This window comes from Yersinia alsatica (assembly GCF_902170305.1).
GTDB lineage: Bacteria > Pseudomonadota > Gammaproteobacteria > Enterobacterales > Enterobacteriaceae > Yersinia > Yersinia alsatica.
Window position 1 is genome coordinate 1 of record NZ_CABHWW010000026.1, and the last position, 16,263, is coordinate 16,263.

Sequence of the window (16,263 nt, forward strand, 5' to 3'; positions counted from 1 at the left end):
TAAATGATTAATCACTTTGTTAAGGAATTAATATTAGATATTTTCCTTAACTCTATCAATAATTCGTTTTTGTTATCTAATAACCAATGTAATATTTTTGTATTGTCTAGTATTTTCTGAATATGAGACTTTATGATTACCAGTCTTAGAGTGTTCTCCCCATAAGAGTCTTTTAATTTTTCTGATTCAATATGGACTTGCGCCATTTCCCTTTCTAATCGATCTATCGTTTTCCTATGGCCTTCTTTGTCATGTTCCTGTTGGCCATTTAAAAGCAAGTTAGGTTGAGTATTGTGTAGTAATGAAAGTGAAAATTTCTTGGAGTAATTATCCATATTGTTCATTATACAGGCGCATTCTATTTGTCTGATTTTTTTCATTTTCCTCAGAACTTCAAAAGTGGATTTTGGAACATTTTGGTTAGAAAGTAAATTTATAACCTCGGGATCTATGCCATCTAATAACTTAACTTTTCCTTTCAAATTATCAATTGATATACCCAATGCTTCACCCAACTTTTCAATAGAAACTCCAGACTTAAGTGCTTTTTTTATCATTTTTTGCTCTTGAATTATTGTGATTCGGCTTACTTTACTATTAGGTGTGTATGTATCATAAACAGTTGAGATTAAACAGATAACTTCAGTTTCACCTAACTCTTTTAGAGCTTCAACTCTCAGATGTCCATCAATGATTTTTATTATTCCATTTTTGCTATCTAAATAAACCACAATTGGTTCAATTATACCTATGTTATTTATCGTGTTTTTAATTTGTAGGTATTTTTGGCTCTTTTTGACATTTAGTGGTGATTTCTTTGTTGGCATCAAATCATTAATGCTAAATTTTACGGAGTTTTTCTCGAAACAATAACTAATCATATTTTATCCTTATTGTTTTTTCCTAATATTACTTGGGGGATGTTTGTTAACTTTTCATTTTCAATAATCTTTACAAATTCATCATTTTTCATTAATTCACTCAGGATTTGCCTCGCAAGAATAATATTTTCCTCAATAAAATTAGCTTTATTTTTTAAGGATCGATGTTCATTAATGTTATTCTGATATAATTTTGTAATTTCATCTGTTGTTAGCTTTTTTTGAGTCCTAGAATAGCCAAACGCACGGTTAAATACTCCTTTAAGCCCTTCATTTCTTGAGTCTAAGATATCTCTTATTTTAGTTATATTTTTACCTTTGATTTTCCCTTCATCAAATGCCTCAACGATAAGATTCTGAGAATCATTGAAGTCAGAACGAGCTATCTGAACAGCTAAATATAAAGGCATTTTTCCTGATTCGACTATTGAGAGAAGTTTACTCTCTCCTTTTTCTAATAATGTTGAGATGCAATTTATCCAACTGACTGTGCAGCCGACAGTTTTTGCGATTTCCTTTTCACTAAAACCCTCCAATTTCATCTCTTTTATTCTATGAAATTGTTCTCCCGCTCTGGGATTTATACGTGCAAAGTTTTCTACTAAACTCATTATATACGCACCTTCTTCATCTATATCTATAATAAATGCTGGTATAGACTCCTCATTCAGTTTAGATATTGCTTCTAATCTCCCTTGTCCACAAATTAGCGCGTACTCATATTTCTCATCATTTATCTTTCTAACTGTTATCGGTTTTCTTAGTCCTCCTTTATCAATACTTTCCGTAATTTCATCATGCTTGAATTTACTTCTGGTCCTTGGGTTTTCAATCTTTATTGATGATATTTCAATCATAGCTATGTTACTGTTTTTATCTGACATTATGCTGCTTCCTCTGTTGTCAATGGCATGAGCAATTTAAAGAAAAAATCAATATCGTCAAAACGGTATAACTCTAATAATAAAGCATTGTTTTCTTTTATTTTAATTTCGTTTTCGAATTTTTCAATCGAAGGTAGTATGTAATAATCAACAGGTTCACTATTTGAAGAGTTCATTCTTGCAATAATGTTAACATCTGACTTTAAATTACTTTCAAATCGTACCAACCATCTTAATTTGCCTGATTTCAGTTTGTGACATCTTGATAATATTAAGGATAATTTCAATGAGCCATTTATTGTAAGCTGCTTCTTTTTTTTGTCTGTTTTAGGATGTAAAGATGCATTATCTAGTCTTTCAAAAAAATCATTAATTACATTACTATGCATTTCTCTTAAGCTTTCATTAGTTTCGATATATGAATAATCTCTTTCTGGAGTATATCCTATAAGCTTGTATGCTCGTAATAGTCCACCAAATCTGCTGGCAACTATACTACTGGATGGACCTGTATCATCCTCGTCAATAATTACTCCTGAAAGCTTGCCGTTGCTCTTTAGTTTTTTTGATAGATATGAAAGTATTTGTTCATTGCTTAGGTTTAAGCTTCTGTTTTTTATAATATCCTGAGCCATGTTAAATTTTTCTATAGAGATAATTGGTTCGAATGCGCTCATATACTGAACCCAATTTTCTTCTGGATTTTTTATCCTTTTTGATTTTAGTTTTGAAGATGTTTTGTTATATATGTATTTACCAGTATATCGTTCGTTAATTAATATTTGATGGACATTACTTCGAGTCCACTGGCTATATTTATATCTATATCCAAGATCATTAAGCTTGTTAGCTATTATATATTCATTGTATGACTCAAAAATGAACATATTGAAAATAAGTCTTATTATCTCAAGCTCTTTTTCTTCGCCTGGAACTAAGATAACCCTATCGGTTTGTAAACTTTTACGTTCACCATGCGATAGAATCATTTTGGGAGAATTGTTGGAATCAACTAATTTTCTGTGTAGTCCATAACCAGGTAAACCACCTTGAAAATAACCTCTCTTTACTAGATTGACATGTCCCGCAAACACTTTTATTGAAAGGTTTCTGCTGTAAGCACCTGCTGCGTATCTTAGTGCAGGTAAAGTAAGCATTTGAATTTCTGGAGACTCTTCTGGTAAGTTTTCAGCACAATATATTACTTTAACGCCATGTAATTTTAGCAAAAAACTATAGTGTCCAGCCTCATCATTATCTTGAAATCTCCCAAAGCGACTAACATCATAAACTAAGACGGCCGCTATTTTTATTGTATGAGTTACAACATCTTCAATCAGCTTGTTAAAGCTATCCCTCCCGTCTGCTGATAGGCCACTCTTGCCCCTATCATCGTATGTTCCAACGATTTCCATATTGTGACTTTGCGCATATTTGGAGATGAACTCAGCCTGGTTATCAGCTGAGAAGACTTGATGTTCAGTTGACATCCTCAAGTATTGGACAACATTAACTTTCTGTTTTTCCTCTATTTTATTATTCATTACTGTGCCTTGATGCAACTTTCAATAAGTTAATGTGGTTAAAAATTGATCAATTTTGGTGTTGTTGCAACCTTTTTTGACATCTGTTGTTAAAAATTTTGCTCTAGAACAATAGATAGCGGGATTTTTATCTAAGTACGGTTTGAAATGAGAGGGAGTCTGGGGTGGATTTGCGGAGTAAAAATTTGGAAAACATATGGTTAAAACATTAATTTGTATTTTTGTTGCGTAGCTTTTAGGTGAATTTCAAATATGGAAATTGGTTGAGTCACAAGGTAGCAAAGAACCCCCACAACTTCCCTTGTATCAGCGACCTAAGTGAATGATCGGATTTAAGCCAATTCGTCGAATAACAAGAAAAGCTCGGTATTTATAGCGCTCTTAAAAAAATGCATGAGTCTTTGGCTCTCTTTGACATGAGCCCTTTTCATTGGGGATTTGAATGACCTGATAGCAGTTCCAATGGTGCTATCTGGTCAATTGGGCGCTTGCCGATATAAGGAAATACGTTGTTATCGAAGCCACGCATGACCGCATCGGCATATTCTGGTGTCCATGTCGCAAGTTTGGATGTATGCCATTCGCGTGCAATATCTTCAAAGGTATTTTTAGCCGGATACTTTAAGGTAACCTTTTCCGCTTTACGGGTATCACTGGGGGGCGCCATTGGCTAAAGCTGATTTTGCTTCTTCACGTGGGCGGCGAGCATCAGCCAGTGATACGGGGCCATAGACACCAAATGAAATCATATGAGCCTTTGCCATCATTGAGTGTATAAGCTTTGTCTGACGGTTTTGCGGAGCAGATTTTGAAATCATTTAGCAGCATTTTTGTATAACCGTAAGATCGAACCTAGCGTTATACAACTTTCTATACAAGTTTTGCGTGGCTGTTATGGGTGTTTTTGAGATTTCTTTGGATGTGAGTTTTTTAATGTATTTGTTTTAAAAGGATTTTTAGACTTTATTAGACTTACTGAGAAGTGCTAATGGTGTCCCCGACTGACTTCACTAAATCGCCTGAGAGGTGCTATTTAAAAGGGTTTTTAATTGTGGTGCTATATGGATACCCCCAATAACACCCCCAATTCGTTTTTCATGCTGCTTTCCGTGGTTCGATTTCCAGGTTCGATTTCCACGCAAGATAATCAGAATACTTCCAACGAGACATCCGTCCAAGCTTAATTTGCTTTGGGAATGCCCCTCGCTTAATCAGATCATAAAACCATTTGGACGTCATGCCGGTGTCCGCAGTAATAAATTTCATGTCTACTAGCGAGTCAGGGCTAAGTGACTCTTTATTGATTGTCATATCTGGCCTCTTATCTCTTTATCAATCCGACGAACGTAATAGCTCAACCAGCGTTTAGCCGGAAAAGTGTTAGGGTGTAGGGCGGTGATTTTTTTTGCGTGGCGGTCGAGGATTTCTGTGATGAGCGAGTCATGTTCTGAGATTGGTTTGCCATCCGTGGCTTCAATTATTTCTGTTCTACAACATCGCGCTACTGACCTGATAGCATTTTCAATGGTTGCATCCATATACTCACCATCCCTTTACCCACACCAGCCAGAACGCAGCAGCGCCACCGATAACCAGAAGTATCCAGTCGAGGTAGGTCATTACAAAGCTAAGCACATTCATCCGAACATCCCCCTCACAGCTTCATTCTCAATAGTGTAAATAGTCACCAGTGCCGCCCATGCGATAATGACGATAAAGAACCATGCTACATCTGGTATTTTTGGTAGTTTCATGCTGCTTTACTCCCAGTCAATATTTCCTGCCCAATCGCCTTTAGCTCATCGCGCTTAACCGTGGTGAACATGCAGCGAGGCTTGATGAATGGCCGCCAGATGAATAACAGCGAGCCCTTGTTGTTGCCGTTGATTGGCTTGCCAGTGTCAGAGCGAAGAAACGATATACGCCCATCAGTAATGAATCGCACCTCATCTACCGATTGCAGTGCCTGGCTAAACCAACCAACCGATGAGTCAGCAGGAACAAGCATCACCACTGGCTGGAGTTGTACTTTGCATTGCTCGGCGGCCTTGTTTACCCATGGTGAAATATCGGAATAGGGTGGATTGCACCAGATAGCCCCGTAACTTTCCCATGCACTATTCAATGCATCGCTTTGCTTTGTGAGATATCGAGCGCACAGGGCGCTTTTCTGACTGGCTGCCGCATCGAGGTAAAAGCCAAACTCGATGTCTAGTGCGGTAAATATATCGGCGGGTGTCATCCATAAATCTTTCAGGTTATCCGGGGTGTGGCTGCCGCCAAAATCACTCATGCCGCCTCCATTATCTTTCTCACTTTAGCTTTCACTGACTTCACCGTTTTAACTGGGGTCGGTGGAACAACTTGCCGCGGTACCGGTCTCTTTGATTTATCGCCGGTTCGTAGCCGCTGTTTTATTCGCATATCCCACAGATAGCAGTCTTTGTGGTCGCGTCCGTCATCAGGTGCGCGGGATACGGTCAGAATTAGTTCGCTGATATCGTCCATCAGGACACCTCACAGATTTAGAATTTCTTCGACGTCTTCCACTGAGCAACCAGAAGACAGGATGTGAGTTCCTTCATGCAGTGATACGCTCACCTGCGCTGGCAGAACTTCGTGTTTTTTCCACAATCCCTGATGCAGAATTTGCGCTAATTCATCCGTGCTAACGCGACCCGCAGTGAAGTGAGCGCGGGGTAATTTGACGATGATTGACATGGGGACACTCCAGATAGTGAAATCCGTTTCTGTGAGTCCGTAAGGTTATTTACTGCCGATAGACTTCGCTGCACATAAGCACAGCATCAGGCCGCCGCTCATTTATCAGCGTTGATATTTGTTGGCATTCAGATTGAGTAGGGTAGATATCTTCGGTAACAGGTAGAGCATCACAGGCATCAAGGCCGCATGAGCTGACGAGAAGAACAAAGCCGATTAGCATTAGGCACCCGATATTTTTGCTTTCAAAGCGAGTAGAAGATTAGGTTTTGAGTCTTTCCAGTGCTCAGGGATATTTGAATTTTCTGTACCTCTAGCTGATTCAAATCCGCGCCAGAATGCTTTGCGCATAAATTCAGTAATATCCTCCACACCCAAACCCGCCACTGGCTTGGCTGCTGTGAATAGTGCCATCCCATAATCCGGACGAATAAGCCCATCTGGCGTTTTTGAAATGAAAGCCACCGTATTTAGTTCACTTTTGAGGTTTGTGTAATTCCAATTATGAACTGCGTCGATATAACCAAATGGCTCCAACGCTTTCAACTCTGCAAGTTGCTCACGCAGTGATAGCAGCTCAGTGGATATGTCTGATAGTTCAACTCGGCACATAGTTACCGCTTGCCCTACATGACCTTTTAGGCTGGCGAGATACTCAAGCCTTTCTTTGCAAACTTTACTCAGCATCTGCATTCCCCTCACTCGCACTCAATAGCCATATCGAAGGCTTCACGTGCATTTTTTGCACGAAACCCCAAATCAAAATAAAGATCCCAATCATGTAATACATAACGTGACTGCCAGCCTGAGCCTGTAATATTTTTACAAATTGCGCGAATTGCGCTTTTGAATTGCTCTCGCTCGCTTGGGCATTTAACTGGCATCTGCATTCCCCTCAACAAAGCCAGAAACTAGCGGAATAACTCTATGTTTACCGGCATATTCTTTACTGTCAGCAACTGCTCGCGCATATCGCTCAGTATCGTGCACCCCGCCGTTAAGCATTCCGTCATTCGTCACAACAGCCCATCCCATAGGCTTTCCAAAGTTGTGACCGAACTTTTTGACAGGCACAAGTAGCTTATCGTTTGCCGCTGATAACGCTGTTTCTGCTTTCTCGGCACGCTTACCAGCGGAAAGAATCCGATCTGCCATTTTGTGCCATTCACTATCAGCTTGGTTGACCTTTTCACGCAGATCATCACGCTCTTTCTGCGCCCCTTCCAGTTGGGCTATCAGTGCTTGGATTTTTTGAGCCTGCATTTCAACAACGTTGACCGGGCAAAATCCAGTTACAACTCGATATTCTTCTGGCTTTCCGCGCATATTACGAGCTGTTAATTCGACATCGCGATATGCGGACTTCAATTCTTCGATGTTATTCATTGCAGCAACTCCATTTCGCCATGTTTAACAGTCTCACCAGCGCTTAAGCCCTCACTCAGCAAGAATGAGATAGCTAGCAAAATATCGTCTTTGTTTTTGCAGTGGCAGGCGTTAACGAAGTTCTCAATGGTGTTGTGAGCCAGATCCTGCATTTCCTGCTCGGTGAGGCGTGGTGGTAATGATTTAGGCATTCTCCTCACCCCTCAGGCTGGCGGCGAACTTTTCAGCCTCTTTTGTTGTTCCGTTCCATCGTCCATTACGGCTGGCAATCCACTCATCAACACCCTGCGCCTTTATCTCGTTAATCGCCGCATCCGTGGCTTGGGTTGGCACTTCTCCGCGCTGAGTGACGCATTTAATTGCGTTTTCCGCATCAACATGACGTCCAAGCATTAAGTAATGAAATGCCCGATGCATTGCCGCTCGGATATCATTTCGTTCCCCGATAACTCGTGACGTTTCTCCTACAATAAATAGATACTTTTTCTCTAGCTCCGCGTAATCACTGAATCTCACAACATCAACGACAAAGCCGTCTTTCGGGTCAGCGTCATGAATGAGGCTGCTATCGAGTCCGTATACTTTTATTTCAGACATAACTATTCCTCAGCAGATTGACTGCCGGTTAAATGGGGGGAGGAGTTAAGCCGCCAGTCCGTTGGCGGCGATTGACAATCTCAGGTTGTTATTCATCCGCTCAGCAATCCGTTGAGCTATAAATGGGTTGGCAATTACTGAGTTATAAGGGGTAATCCATCCGTGGTGTATTGATGAGTAAAAGAGAGTTATGCAGCCTACTGTTATGTGGTCATGAGGATGGTTCATTACGACCTCCACTGGTCCCCGAACTGGAAACCTAAGACATCAAGAGCCTCATCCATAGTCTTGATGAATTGCGGGATTTTTAACTCAAAGGCATCCTGAAATTCGCTATCTTTATCGATAATGATTGAATGCATGTTCTCGCGGCGCATCCGTGGGTCATAATTGCTAAACCACCACTGGTTACAGCCTGATACCCACATCGAATACTGCACTTGAGCCATATACTCTTTTTTTACTGCCTCTATGCCACCAAGGCGAAACTTAACGTACTGAGCTGATGTGTAAGGTGACTTCAGTTCAAGCCCGCGCCCATCACTGCACATGCCGTCAGGTGAGCACGCACAGCGCATGCTTTCGTCTTTGTAGAATATTGGTGGGAGTTCAGTAGTGACGTCATTTTCGAATTCGAAAAGTAGCCGGGCAGCCTCTTCGTGTTTCTTTCCCCAGAGTAGGGGGCGTGCTGGTATTTCGTCTGGAATTGCACCAGTACACACTTCTGCTATCAACTCGTTCATGTAGGTTTCTGCCATCCCTGACAGCAAGCCAGCGTCCTTATCTTTTTTTGCTTTCGGCTCTGTCAGAATATCGCCAACCCTTGATGCGGTGATGCAGGCTAACCGGCATTTTTTCCACTCGTCGCTTCCTTGCTCAATAGTGGAAATGTCAAAGCTAAGCCGCTGTGATGCTATTGCGTCGCTAAGCATTTGCGGCCTCCTTGCTATTAGCTAACCGGCGCTCCATGCTGGATATGAGCATTCCTGCCTCTTTGCTAGTAAGCTCAGACTGATTATTTACTTCACGTCCTGTGAGTGTTTTGCAGGCTTTTTTCAGGCCGTCGAATGTGGATTTAACCTCTATGAGAATGGAGTTAATTCTGTCATTTTGCTCAGTCGTAATTGGCGTGACATCTCGCTCTGGCGACTTTGCATTATCAAAATTATTGCCCTCACCACCTTCTGTGTTTACATAGTTGATAGCAGCATCAAGGCGCTCGGCGCGGGGCCAATACTTACTGGCTCGTTTAACGATGGTCTTCCGTGCCATCTCATCCCAGAAATTCTTCCATGGCCCGTTTTTGGCGTTGCTTGTGGCCTCCGTTATCTTAATCTCTGCGAGGCTCATCTCTTCCGTGAGATAGTCACCTTCTGGAGTTTTAACCGTGCAGTAGCCACCAACAACCGTTCCTCTTTCACCAAACGCATTGTATTTATGCGTCGGGGCGCGATCCAATCCATTGGACTCGTACACATCATTAGAATGAACTAACTTGCATTGCCCCCATAAGATGGAACCTGTTGACTGAGCAAGATGCAGAAGTCCCATGTAACTTATGTCGAGACATACAACACCTTTACGAGGGACTAAATACGCCAACTTACTAGCTGGGTTAAGAGTAATGCCAATGGCAGCCAAGTTAATGATGGCATTCTGTGCGCTGGGTGGGTTACCTACGGCTGTGTTGTAAAGAGTTTCATTTTTCTGAAACGCCTGAATTGCGAACTGACTTTCCTTGGCCCATGTCACTCCTTGATCCGTCAAGGCACTGGAGAATAGCGGCTCTTGTTGTTTTACAAACTCAACGATATCTAAGCTCATCATGCCGCCTCATCGTGTTCAGCCAGACGCCGCTGTATTTCAAGCGCCCGTTGCCATTTGGCATTGTCGAATAGAACGTTGTAGAGCGCGGTATCGAGTCCTTCGAAGTCGTACTCATCAACTAAAATGCCAAAAGCCTCACGGTCAAAGTCAGGTAGTTGCTCAAAGACTTTAATCAGATTACTGACTTTCAGTGCTTTCTCTTGCTGAATGGCTACCTGTCCAGCTTGTTCCAATTCTTGCTCGCTCAATGAGCTGTAAAGCTTCCGTGCTTCATTCATTTCTGCGTATGTCATAGCAGCCCCTTACTTTCACAAAACGCCAGCGACATAAGTCGATAGCCGGTTTCATTGTTTGGGTAGTAGTGCTCACTGTCACCGATGCGGATAAATAACCGGCCGCCAATTATCTGAAATTTCATGGCTCACCTCGCTGGTTCAATATCTCAACAAGCCGCTTAGCTGCGTTCTTAGCATTGCGGAATATACGGTCGAGCAAAGTCTCAGAGCAGCCCACGCAAGGCCACCCTGCTATACAAAAGGTATGCATGGGATACTCCGGTTTAATTAGTAGTGGATATTTGTGTGAGGAATTTTGCTGTCTTTAATCGCGCAGAGAGTGGCAATGGCTTGTTCGCGGGTTAGCCCTGCGTGTTCAATCAGTCCATTTACCACGGCGGTGCCAACAGTTTTGCGATGTGCTTCGTTAGCTGCTCGCGCCGCTGCCTCATCAGCAATGCGTTTCTCTTCAGCTAGCCGGGCATCTTCTTTCTGCTGCGCTTCACGCTTAATGCGATCTGCTGCTTCCTGCGCTTTACGTTGTTCGGCTGCGATAGCTTCCTGCTTCTCACGTTCGGCTTTAGCGGCTGCATCCTTTTTGTCTTGTTCTGCTTTTTGCTCTGCTCGCTCATGAGCTAGTTTTGCATCGCGTTCACGTTGTTCTGCTGCTTCAATATCACGTTTGGCTTTTTCTTCAGTTTCCCGCTTCGCTTTTTCTGCTGCCTGTTGAGCAATGAATTCTTCATGGGCTTTCTGTAAGCGTTCATCTTCAGCCTTCTTATCGGCCTGAGCACGGTCAAAAGCATCATTCATCAGCAGAGCCATTTCGTGGTCTGCTTCTTTCTTGGCCGCTGCCTTTTCTGCAATTCTGATAGTGATAATGACATCCATATCGTGGGCTTCCTGCCACATAGCCGAGTAAGCTTCTTCGGCTGCGATACGTTCAGCTTCAAGCTTTATCCGTTCCTGTTCGGCCTCAAACTCTAATTTTGGCAGCAATACCTTTTCTTTCAGTGCGTCCAGCCGGTCACGAACCGTCTTGCGACTGGCATCAATTTTCTTTGGCACCTCTTTGTATTCGGTAACCAAATCCTTACCCAGACCATCCAAATAAGTTTTGGTCTTAGCCACTTTTAAGCCGAGAGAAGCAATAGCGTCGCGGCCTTTCTTTGTGCTGACATCTGGAACAAACGAATTAACTTCTTTCTCAACCTGCTGAAGAATTGATTCGATGTGGTCAGGCTGGGTAAATACTGCGAGAGCGTTCTTAGCTTCGATAACAATCGATAAGCCGGTTGCTTCACTCATGCTCATTTCCTTGTGTTTAGCCCACAGCAAAACACCGACAGTTGTCAGTTATTTACTCTGGGGATTGGTGGGGGTGGGGATTAACTACGTTTTTGGGTTGTGTAATCAGCGATTACTTGTCCGTCTTTCCCGAAATATTTAACCTGGTCAGTTGGGTGGCAGTTCTGCTTATGCTTTCCATGCTTCAGTTGGTTGGCAAAAACAACATCCAGATTTGCGCTATAGTTCATGCCGACAATGGTTCCCAAATCTCCATATACTTCAACCATCATTCCGATTCTGGCAAAGTCGATGCCACGATGTTTTATCATGTCTGCAACGAATGTTTTTGCAGTGCTCATATCTCACCCTCTCGCCTTACCTTCGAATTTAGTGCCGCAGAACGGGCAGAAGTTAATTGCAACGCTGCAATCAGCATTTGTCTGGCGCTGTTCCAGTTCGCCATTTTTTTTCTTTTTGTAGTAGCGGAAAGTGAACGGCAACATAACATTGCAGTAGTCGCCACGATCGAAACGAAGCACGGTGTTAGCGAAACCTGTCTCAGCTACTTTGGCGATTGAATCACCTACTCTTTCCTTAATCCGGTCTCTCATCCGGTCAGCTACTTCATCAAAACATTTACATGCCATATCTCACCCTCTCGCCTTAATCATTGCGTCTGCCATATTGCTTGCTCGGGTTGCGATTTCTTCCATTACTCCAGGGGCATCAATATTCACATCTGCGTATCTGGGAATTAATGCCGCCATCGCTTTAGCTGAAAAGTAATTGTGTAGTGTCATGCCTGGGTCGCAATCCCCACCAATATCATTAAACGGAAATGCTAATCCGCCTGTTTTAATTTCATCTGTCATACATCACCTCATCTAGTGGTCTTAGGCCGCTTCTACTTCTTCATCTGGCTCATTAAGCCACTCAGGACGCTCACCTTTACCGAGATAGAAGTCGATAATGTCTAACAGGCGAGGGTAGAACTTAAGCGCCGTCTTGCCGTCCATGTCCGCAATATCGCGCTTACTGAATTTGCGCCATTCTTCTACCGTGTGGTTCTGGCAGCCAGCCCGAACATTCTCTCCGTTACTAATTTGCAGATAATACTTCTCACCCATAATGACGTAAGTGCGATCAGGCAGGTCGGCACCGCGCAGGTCGGCACCGCGCAGGTCGGCACCGCGCAGGTCGGCACAGCGCAGGTTGGCACAGCGCAGGTTGGCACCGCTCAGGTTGGCACCGCTCAGGTTGGCACCGCTCAGGTTGGCACCGCTCAGGTTGGCACCGCGCAGGTTGGCACCGCTCAGGTTGGCACAGCGCAGGTCGGCACCGCTCAGGTTGGCACAGCGCAGGTCGGCACCGCTCAGGTTGGCACAGCGCAGGTCGGCACAGCTCAGGTTGGCACCGCGCAGGTTGGCACCGCTCAGGTTGGCACCGCGCAGGTTGGCTCTGGATCCGTTTTCTCTGTACGACTCAACCCAGATTTTATGCTCGCCAAGGATTTTGTTTAAATCGGTCAGGTTCATTGGTTACCTCGATTTTAGGTACAAAAAAAGCCGCATTAAGCAGCTCGTTGTTTGTTTCAGTGGTCTTATTGCTGCCACCGGTTAAGTGGCAGGGGTAAGGCCGCTCAGTAGCCTGAATATTCACGCAATGCTTCGATAATATCTCTCGCTGAACTAATATCTTGATTGTGGCCTTCAGGGTCTAATTCCTCCCATGCGGCATCAACGTGCTTAGAAAGATTTGAGAGCATTTCTCTTTGCCACTCATCATCACATGAGGCTGGTATTTCTAACTTACTCATCATTCATTCCTCATTTACCCGCCAATAAAAAAGGCCACCTAAGTGACCCAACTGCTACTCTGCTAATAATCCCGCTACAACTTTTTGCGCAACCTCAACTGCTTCGCTTAGTTTTTCCTTTCTTTCGGTTAGAACTTCACGCTGAGTTAGCAATGCTTCATAAAGAAAGTCGATGTCTGCCGTGGCATTAATTGAAATGTTGCTTCCTATGGCTATAACTAATTCAAGTCCGTACTTTTCTCGCTGGCTAATGACATGATTAACTCGGTCTAGTCGGTGATTTATGGACTGAACTTCTTGAAGTAATTTATTAAGTTCCATTCTCTTACCCCTTAACTATGTGGTGGGCTTCTAAATAAGCGGTATGCTTTTACCGCGCATCTTCTGACGAGCGTTGACTTGCTGGTCGTAGTTGCCGCGAACTTTCAGATTGTCGCGCTGGCGTTTCTCTGATTCTTTCTCTGCCAGTGCCACGTAAAACTCAGCAGCTTTCTCTATCTGTGCTCTGTATTCGAAGCTGATAGGCTTGATAGCGCTTTCTATGCGACTGGCTGGCTTACGGTTCAATCGCAGAGTAGGGCGCTTAACTTCGCGTGACTCTGGTTCTACGATGCCGTGTTGTGCGTTGTATGCTGCTGTGAGAGCCAAGCGCTTATCGTTACGGCGCTGTCTGGCGTTGTCATAACCTTGATGAGCCATGGTGTTACCTCCAGTTAATGAGCTTTGGTGATGGTGTCTGTGCCTATTTCAATCACAGCGCTCTCGATAGCTTTCTCAGTCCCGCGGCATTACCCGTCGTTAGCTCCAGCTATTCACCATCCCAAAACTCATTCGCTTTGGTTGTTTTGCACTTTTCAGCGCTATTATCTTAAAGAACACTTCCTGTCGTACTTTTGGCTTCCTGCCGTGTTGATGGATTCATAATAGTGCTACTAATTATTAAGGTCAATAGTGCTTCTAATAATTATTTATAGTAGTGCTACTTATTATTGATTTCTATATGTATTTATTTTTTCAATGTAGTGTTTACCCTCAGGCATCCAGCCGAAAAAACGTCGTCAAGTGTGCTAGATTGGGTGAAATTTATTCTGTGAGGGGTGATATATGGATAGCGAACAAGAGTTTTTCGAGCAGCAGCGGCCGGAAGTGGCGCAAGTTATCGGTACTGCTGTGATGCAGCTACTAATAGAGAGTGGGGAGGTGTCGAAGGATTCGATAGCAGAGATGATAGAGGTACTGTATCAGGAGGAACAGGTAACTTTAGCCGTCGAGCTAGCTATTGATATTCTGAGATTACCGCCAGAAGGCTGATTACAGACATAAAAAAGCCCACACGGGACGCGGTGGGCAAAGGTAAAGACTAAGTTTATATATTTGTAATCCCTGATGTTGTGCTCTTAGCGTAGATGAGTTTCTTTACATTGCAAGATTACAGGCACAAAAAACCCGGCAGCGGGGCCGGGTTAGTGGGGCGGTTATTTTGCGGGGAGTTCTAGAGGATCAGAAATGAAGTCAAAATATGGAAGATTAAAGTAACCGTAACCTGACATCCCCAATAATTGTTCTGCATAGTTTTTAATATATGGGTAAGCAAGTGATGGAACGGTAGATCTTACTTCTAGCGACCTAACGAAATCATCATCAATTTCAGTGATAGAGCTAAAGTCAAAATCATAAGTGACATCCAGTTTTACTATTGGCTCTATGATGATAGTAGCGTTATATCTGACTCGAAATACATTAGTGTTTTTCTTATTTGAATAAACTTCGTTGTTTAATGTTACTTTTGCTCCGGTCGCTTTTTTTGATTGGTCATCACCAATGGGTTCTAAATGAATCCCGATTACTTTTTTGGCTGTTAATTTTATATTCATGATAACCTTGAAAAAATATCTTTTGAAAGGGTTTGGACTAATTGTTGAGTCAGCTCCCTTGTTACTGACTTTTTGCTTCCAGGGATAGCAGTAAAAATACTAGAATCCCTAGTTGGTTTTTTCCCTGAAAGTATTTCCCCAGCCTTGGAGCGATATTTTATTAATGGGTTTGTATAAGTTAAGATCGGCAATGACTCTTCTTGATTTACATCGGCATCTAGTTCTATAGTTTTTCTGAGCGTGTCAATATAGCTCCACTCAACAGCGTTAGTATCTTGAATTAGTATGTCAACAGGAATTCCGAGCCCATCATGAAGTCTTTTAATCATAGATAGGCTGAGTTTTCTTTTACCACTTAATACCTCTGAGACCTTTGATTTTGAACCTAAGTACTGAGTCATATCGGCTTGAGATAAGCCAGCCTGATCCATTCTAAATTTGATTGCATCAATAGGTGATGGTTTATCGATTTGATAATTTTTTGATTCGTAGTCTTCTATCAGAAGAGATAGCATTTCGAACCTTTCAAATGCAGCAGTCCCTTCAACAAGCCCACTATCAAGGATAGTTGTAAGCTCAGACATATAATCTTCATACTGTTCATCATTTTTGATGATAGAAAGACATGTAGTCATAGCGTGAACCCTCCTTTTGCATTTTTTCGGTTGTACTCAGCATGAGTTCCAATCCATTTAACGACAACAGTACCGTTAAGGAATACTATTTCAACTGCAAGCCTATGATTATTCCCATTTATATTAAAGATTGTAAATCCATTAACATAATCGGCACTCGGGTACCTATTTTTTAGGTCTGAAATGTGCTTCCAGCTTGCACGCTCTACTTCGTCGACCCAAGATTGAAGGGAACTCTTTGATTGCGAATGCTTCCTGTAGTAATCACCAATTAACTTTTTACCTACTAAGCGCATTCGCCACAGTATCCTATAAAGTTATTATATACGCAGTTCCCAAAAAGGGAACGTGTAGTTTTATCCATGTGATTTACCCCCACCCCTCTATGGGCTAGCAGTGAAGATAAACGATAACACCTGGCTAACCCATTGAGCTATTCTCTCTGATGTGCGGTTGGCGTATAGGAGACCTATGATAGCTATCACAATCAGAATTATTGGAACTGCATAGTTTTTCATTGCGCCCCCTAAGTT

At 42.7% G+C, this 16,263-nt stretch carries 31 protein-coding genes and 1 pseudogene; 1 reads left to right on the forward strand and 31 read right to left on the reverse strand.

The features are described from left to right. Positions 1-11 precede the first annotated feature (11 nt). The 28 genes and pseudogenes from FTA96_RS14010 to FTA96_RS14140 all read right to left on the reverse strand — a co-directional run bounded on the left by FTA96_RS14010 (position 12) and on the right by FTA96_RS14140 (position 13,920). Complete coding sequence (locus tag FTA96_RS14010; protein WP_050132898.1) at positions 12-881, reverse strand: ParB/RepB/Spo0J family partition protein; 870 nt, start codon at positions 879-881, stop codon at positions 12-14. Continuing rightward, a complete protein-coding gene (locus FTA96_RS14015; protein WP_050132901.1) occupies positions 878-1,765 on the reverse strand; it encodes a ParB/RepB/Spo0J family partition protein in 888 nt (295 codons plus the stop codon). The genes FTA96_RS14010 and FTA96_RS14015 overlap by 4 nt, the downstream gene beginning before the upstream one ends. After that, positions 1,765-3,309: a recombinase family protein gene (locus FTA96_RS14020; RefSeq protein ID WP_050132903.1), complete on the reverse strand. Its 1,545-nt coding sequence runs from the start codon at positions 3,307-3,309 to the stop codon at positions 1,765-1,767. Before FTA96_RS14020 ends, FTA96_RS14015 begins: the two co-directional genes overlap by 1 nt. 448 nt (positions 3,310-3,757) lie before the next feature. Next, positions 3,758-4,137: pseudogene (locus FTA96_RS23850) on the reverse strand (tyrosine-type recombinase/integrase); the annotation flags it as partial. A 267-nt stretch (positions 4,138-4,404) separates the two neighbouring features. Beyond that, positions 4,405-4,620, reverse strand: coding sequence for a helix-turn-helix transcriptional regulator (locus FTA96_RS14030; protein WP_050945889.1), 216 nt, complete (start codon positions 4,618-4,620; stop codon positions 4,405-4,407). Continuing rightward, positions 4,617-4,847, reverse strand: a complete 231-nt coding sequence (locus FTA96_RS14035; RefSeq protein ID WP_145574094.1) for a hypothetical protein — start codon at positions 4,845-4,847, stop codon at positions 4,617-4,619. Before FTA96_RS14035 ends, FTA96_RS14030 begins: the two co-directional genes overlap by 4 nt. Before the next feature lie 212 nt (positions 4,848-5,059). After that, positions 5,060-5,602, reverse strand: a complete 543-nt coding sequence (locus FTA96_RS14040; RefSeq protein ID WP_145574096.1) for a phage N-6-adenine-methyltransferase — start codon at positions 5,600-5,602, stop codon at positions 5,060-5,062. Next, positions 5,599-5,817: a hypothetical protein gene (locus tag FTA96_RS14045; RefSeq protein ID WP_145574098.1), complete on the reverse strand. Its 219-nt coding sequence runs from the start codon at positions 5,815-5,817 to the stop codon at positions 5,599-5,601. The genes FTA96_RS14040 and FTA96_RS14045 overlap by 4 nt, the downstream gene beginning before the upstream one ends. Positions 5,818-5,826: 9 nt before the next feature. Beyond that, positions 5,827-6,030: a hypothetical protein gene (locus FTA96_RS14050; protein ID WP_145574099.1), complete on the reverse strand. Its 204-nt coding sequence runs from the start codon at positions 6,028-6,030 to the stop codon at positions 5,827-5,829. A gap of 222 nt (positions 6,031-6,252) precedes the next feature. Further along, positions 6,253-6,717 (reverse strand): hypothetical protein, encoded by a 465-nt coding sequence (locus tag FTA96_RS14055; RefSeq protein WP_145574101.1) that lies wholly within the window; start codon positions 6,715-6,717, stop codon positions 6,253-6,255. An 11-nt stretch (positions 6,718-6,728) separates the two neighbouring features. After that, positions 6,729-6,914, reverse strand: coding sequence for a hypothetical protein (locus FTA96_RS14060; protein ID WP_145574103.1), 186 nt, complete (start codon positions 6,912-6,914; stop codon positions 6,729-6,731). Beyond that, positions 6,904-7,416 carry a hypothetical protein gene (locus FTA96_RS14065; protein ID WP_145574105.1) on the reverse strand — a complete coding sequence of 171 codons (513 nt, stop codon included), beginning with the start codon at positions 7,414-7,416 and terminating at the stop codon, positions 6,904-6,906. The genes FTA96_RS14060 and FTA96_RS14065 overlap by 11 nt, the downstream gene beginning before the upstream one ends. Continuing rightward, the gene (locus tag FTA96_RS14070; protein WP_145574107.1) at positions 7,413-7,607 is read right to left on the reverse strand and encodes a hypothetical protein; all 195 of its coding nucleotides are present in this window, start codon (positions 7,605-7,607) and stop codon (positions 7,413-7,415) included. Before FTA96_RS14070 ends, FTA96_RS14065 begins: the two co-directional genes overlap by 4 nt. Next, positions 7,600-8,013, reverse strand: coding sequence for a hypothetical protein (locus FTA96_RS14075; RefSeq protein ID WP_145574109.1), 414 nt, complete (start codon positions 8,011-8,013; stop codon positions 7,600-7,602). The genes FTA96_RS14070 and FTA96_RS14075 overlap by 8 nt, the downstream gene beginning before the upstream one ends. 45 nt (positions 8,014-8,058) lie before the next feature. Then, positions 8,059-8,241, reverse strand: a complete 183-nt coding sequence (locus FTA96_RS14080) for a DUF1317 family protein (protein ID WP_145574111.1) — start codon at positions 8,239-8,241, stop codon at positions 8,059-8,061. Continuing rightward, positions 8,241-8,945, reverse strand: a complete 705-nt coding sequence (locus tag FTA96_RS14085; RefSeq protein WP_145574114.1) for a lambda exonuclease family protein — start codon at positions 8,943-8,945, stop codon at positions 8,241-8,243. Before FTA96_RS14085 ends, FTA96_RS14080 begins: the two co-directional genes overlap by 1 nt. Then, positions 8,938-9,837, reverse strand: a complete 900-nt coding sequence (locus tag FTA96_RS14090; RefSeq protein ID WP_145574382.1) for a RecT family recombinase — start codon at positions 9,835-9,837, stop codon at positions 8,938-8,940. The genes FTA96_RS14085 and FTA96_RS14090 overlap by 8 nt, the downstream gene beginning before the upstream one ends. Continuing rightward, positions 9,837-10,133, reverse strand: coding sequence for a hypothetical protein (locus tag FTA96_RS14095; RefSeq protein ID WP_145574115.1), 297 nt, complete (start codon positions 10,131-10,133; stop codon positions 9,837-9,839). The genes FTA96_RS14090 and FTA96_RS14095 overlap by 1 nt, the downstream gene beginning before the upstream one ends. Further along, on the reverse strand, positions 10,130-10,258 hold the full coding sequence (locus FTA96_RS23710; protein WP_259705570.1) for a hypothetical protein: 129 nt from the start codon (positions 10,256-10,258) through the stop codon (positions 10,130-10,132). Before FTA96_RS23710 ends, FTA96_RS14095 begins: the two co-directional genes overlap by 4 nt. Next, the gene (locus tag FTA96_RS14100; protein ID WP_099466446.1) at positions 10,255-10,386 is read right to left on the reverse strand and encodes a protease FtsH-inhibitory lysogeny factor CIII; all 132 of its coding nucleotides are present in this window, start codon (positions 10,384-10,386) and stop codon (positions 10,255-10,257) included. The genes FTA96_RS23710 and FTA96_RS14100 overlap by 4 nt, the downstream gene beginning before the upstream one ends. 17 nt (positions 10,387-10,403) lie before the next feature. Continuing rightward, entirely contained in the window at positions 10,404-11,423 is a 1,020-nt protein-coding gene (locus tag FTA96_RS14105) for a hypothetical protein (RefSeq protein WP_145574117.1), read from the reverse strand. 80 nt (positions 11,424-11,503) lie between these two features. Then, positions 11,504-11,764, reverse strand: coding sequence for a hypothetical protein (locus FTA96_RS14110; RefSeq protein ID WP_057534224.1), 261 nt, complete (start codon positions 11,762-11,764; stop codon positions 11,504-11,506). A 3-nt stretch (positions 11,765-11,767) separates the two neighbouring features. Continuing rightward, on the reverse strand, positions 11,768-12,052 hold the full coding sequence (locus tag FTA96_RS14115; RefSeq protein WP_145566174.1) for a hypothetical protein: 285 nt from the start codon (positions 12,050-12,052) through the stop codon (positions 11,768-11,770). Positions 12,053-12,055: 3 nt separating this feature from the next. Further along, positions 12,056-12,277, reverse strand: coding sequence for a hypothetical protein (locus tag FTA96_RS14120; protein ID WP_098057301.1), 222 nt, complete (start codon positions 12,275-12,277; stop codon positions 12,056-12,058). Positions 12,278-12,298: 21 nt separating this feature from the next. Further along, a complete protein-coding gene (locus FTA96_RS14125) occupies positions 12,299-12,940 on the reverse strand; it encodes a pentapeptide repeat-containing protein (protein ID WP_145574119.1) in 642 nt (213 codons plus the stop codon). Positions 12,941-13,044: 104 nt separating this feature from the next. Continuing rightward, complete coding sequence (locus FTA96_RS14130) at positions 13,045-13,221, reverse strand: hypothetical protein (protein ID WP_154393690.1); 177 nt, start codon at positions 13,219-13,221, stop codon at positions 13,045-13,047. 54 nt (positions 13,222-13,275) lie between these two features. Continuing rightward, a complete protein-coding gene (locus tag FTA96_RS14135; protein ID WP_050928931.1) occupies positions 13,276-13,542 on the reverse strand; it encodes a hypothetical protein in 267 nt (88 codons plus the stop codon). Between the two features lie 30 nt (positions 13,543-13,572). Beyond that, positions 13,573-13,920, reverse strand: coding sequence for a hypothetical protein (locus FTA96_RS14140; protein ID WP_057631536.1), 348 nt, complete (start codon positions 13,918-13,920; stop codon positions 13,573-13,575). A 405-nt stretch (positions 13,921-14,325) separates the two neighbouring features. Between FTA96_RS14140 and FTA96_RS14145 the strand changes: the two genes are divergently transcribed. Continuing rightward, positions 14,326-14,532 carry a hypothetical protein gene (locus FTA96_RS14145; protein WP_050144656.1) on the forward strand — a complete coding sequence of 69 codons (207 nt, stop codon included), beginning with the start codon at positions 14,326-14,328 and terminating at the stop codon, positions 14,530-14,532. Positions 14,533-14,696: 164 nt separating this feature from the next. Here FTA96_RS14145 and FTA96_RS14150 read toward each other — a convergent pair whose 3' ends face one another. The 3 genes from FTA96_RS14150 to FTA96_RS23785 are packed head-to-tail and all read right to left on the reverse strand — an operon-like array spanning position 14,697 to position 16,026. Then, positions 14,697-15,095, reverse strand: coding sequence for a hypothetical protein (locus tag FTA96_RS14150; protein ID WP_145574121.1), 399 nt, complete (start codon positions 15,093-15,095; stop codon positions 14,697-14,699). Further along, a complete protein-coding gene (locus FTA96_RS14155; protein WP_145574123.1) occupies positions 15,092-15,730 on the reverse strand; it encodes a helix-turn-helix domain-containing protein in 639 nt (212 codons plus the stop codon). The genes FTA96_RS14150 and FTA96_RS14155 overlap by 4 nt, the downstream gene beginning before the upstream one ends. Continuing rightward, on the reverse strand, positions 15,727-16,026 hold the full coding sequence (locus FTA96_RS23785; protein ID WP_145574125.1) for a type II toxin-antitoxin system HigB family toxin: 300 nt from the start codon (positions 16,024-16,026) through the stop codon (positions 15,727-15,729). Before FTA96_RS23785 ends, FTA96_RS14155 begins: the two co-directional genes overlap by 4 nt. Positions 16,027-16,263: the final 237 nt, after the last annotated feature.

Excerpts from the sequence above, each read along its gene's own strand:
- FTA96_RS14010 (WP_050132898.1), bottom strand. The coding sequence starts at position 881 with ATGATTAGTTATTGTTTCGAGAAAAACTCCGTAAAATTTAGCATTAAT.
- FTA96_RS14035 (WP_145574094.1), bottom strand. The coding sequence starts at position 4,847 with ATGGATGCAACCATTGAAAATGCTATCAGGTCAGTAGCGCGATGTTGT.
- FTA96_RS14070 (WP_145574107.1), bottom strand. The coding sequence starts at position 7,607 with ATGCCTAAATCATTACCACCACGCCTCACCGAGCAGGAAATGCAGGAT.
- FTA96_RS14050 (WP_145574099.1), bottom strand. The coding sequence starts at position 6,030 with ATGTCAATCATCGTCAAATTACCCCGCGCTCACTTCACTGCGGGTCGC.
- FTA96_RS14060 (WP_145574103.1), bottom strand. The coding sequence starts at position 6,914 with ATGCCAGTTAAATGCCCAAGCGAGCGAGAGCAATTCAAAAGCGCAATT.
- FTA96_RS14085 (WP_145574114.1), bottom strand. The coding sequence starts at position 8,945 with ATGCTTAGCGACGCAATAGCATCACAGCGGCTTAGCTTTGACATTTCC.
- FTA96_RS14065 (WP_145574105.1), bottom strand. The coding sequence starts at position 7,416 with ATGAATAACATCGAAGAATTGAAGTCCGCATATCGCGATGTCGAATTA.
- FTA96_RS14095 (WP_145574115.1), bottom strand. The coding sequence starts at position 10,133 with ATGACATACGCAGAAATGAATGAAGCACGGAAGCTTTACAGCTCATTG.
- FTA96_RS14130 (WP_154393690.1), bottom strand. The coding sequence starts at position 13,221 with ATGAGTAAGTTAGAAATACCAGCCTCATGTGATGATGAGTGGCAAAGA.
- FTA96_RS14080 (WP_145574111.1), bottom strand. The coding sequence starts at position 8,241 with ATGAACCATCCTCATGACCACATAACAGTAGGCTGCATAACTCTCTTT.
- FTA96_RS14020 (WP_050132903.1), bottom strand. The coding sequence starts at position 3,309 with ATGAATAATAAAATAGAGGAAAAACAGAAAGTTAATGTTGTCCAATAC.
- FTA96_RS14125 (WP_145574119.1), bottom strand. The coding sequence starts at position 12,940 with ATGAACCTGACCGATTTAAACAAAATCCTTGGCGAGCATAAAATCTGG.
- FTA96_RS14015 (WP_050132901.1), bottom strand. The coding sequence starts at position 1,765 with ATGTCAGATAAAAACAGTAACATAGCTATGATTGAAATATCATCAATA.
- FTA96_RS14040 (WP_145574096.1), bottom strand. The coding sequence starts at position 5,602 with ATGAGTGATTTTGGCGGCAGCCACACCCCGGATAACCTGAAAGATTTA.
- FTA96_RS14110 (WP_057534224.1), bottom strand. The coding sequence starts at position 11,764 with ATGAGCACTGCAAAAACATTCGTTGCAGACATGATAAAACATCGTGGC.
- FTA96_RS14120 (WP_098057301.1), bottom strand. The coding sequence starts at position 12,277 with ATGACAGATGAAATTAAAACAGGCGGATTAGCATTTCCGTTTAATGAT.
- FTA96_RS14030 (WP_050945889.1), bottom strand. The coding sequence starts at position 4,620 with ATGACAATCAATAAAGAGTCACTTAGCCCTGACTCGCTAGTAGACATG.
- FTA96_RS23710 (WP_259705570.1), bottom strand. The coding sequence starts at position 10,258 with ATGAAATTTCAGATAATTGGCGGCCGGTTATTTATCCGCATCGGTGAC.
- FTA96_RS14140 (WP_057631536.1), bottom strand. The coding sequence starts at position 13,920 with ATGGCTCATCAAGGTTATGACAACGCCAGACAGCGCCGTAACGATAAG.
- FTA96_RS14100 (WP_099466446.1), bottom strand. The coding sequence starts at position 10,386 with ATGCATACCTTTTGTATAGCAGGGTGGCCTTGCGTGGGCTGCTCTGAG.
- FTA96_RS14075 (WP_145574109.1), bottom strand. The coding sequence starts at position 8,013 with ATGTCTGAAATAAAAGTATACGGACTCGATAGCAGCCTCATTCATGAC.
- FTA96_RS14045 (WP_145574098.1), bottom strand. The coding sequence starts at position 5,817 with ATGGACGATATCAGCGAACTAATTCTGACCGTATCCCGCGCACCTGAT.
- FTA96_RS14090 (WP_145574382.1), bottom strand. The coding sequence starts at position 9,837 with ATGAGCTTAGATATCGTTGAGTTTGTAAAACAACAAGAGCCGCTATTC.
- FTA96_RS14155 (WP_145574123.1), bottom strand. The coding sequence starts at position 15,730 with ATGACTACATGTCTTTCTATCATCAAAAATGATGAACAGTATGAAGAT.
- FTA96_RS14145 (WP_050144656.1), top strand. The coding sequence starts at position 14,326 with ATGGATAGCGAACAAGAGTTTTTCGAGCAGCAGCGGCCGGAAGTGGCG.
- FTA96_RS23785 (WP_145574125.1), bottom strand. The coding sequence starts at position 16,026 with ATGCGCTTAGTAGGTAAAAAGTTAATTGGTGATTACTACAGGAAGCAT.
- FTA96_RS14105 (WP_145574117.1), bottom strand. The coding sequence starts at position 11,423 with ATGAGTGAAGCAACCGGCTTATCGATTGTTATCGAAGCTAAGAACGCT.
- FTA96_RS14055 (WP_145574101.1), bottom strand. The coding sequence starts at position 6,717 with ATGCTGAGTAAAGTTTGCAAAGAAAGGCTTGAGTATCTCGCCAGCCTA.
- FTA96_RS14135 (WP_050928931.1), bottom strand. The coding sequence starts at position 13,542 with ATGGAACTTAATAAATTACTTCAAGAAGTTCAGTCCATAAATCACCGA.
- FTA96_RS14150 (WP_145574121.1), bottom strand. The coding sequence starts at position 15,095 with ATGAATATAAAATTAACAGCCAAAAAAGTAATCGGGATTCATTTAGAA.
- FTA96_RS14115 (WP_145566174.1), bottom strand. The coding sequence starts at position 12,052 with ATGGCATGTAAATGTTTTGATGAAGTAGCTGACCGGATGAGAGACCGG.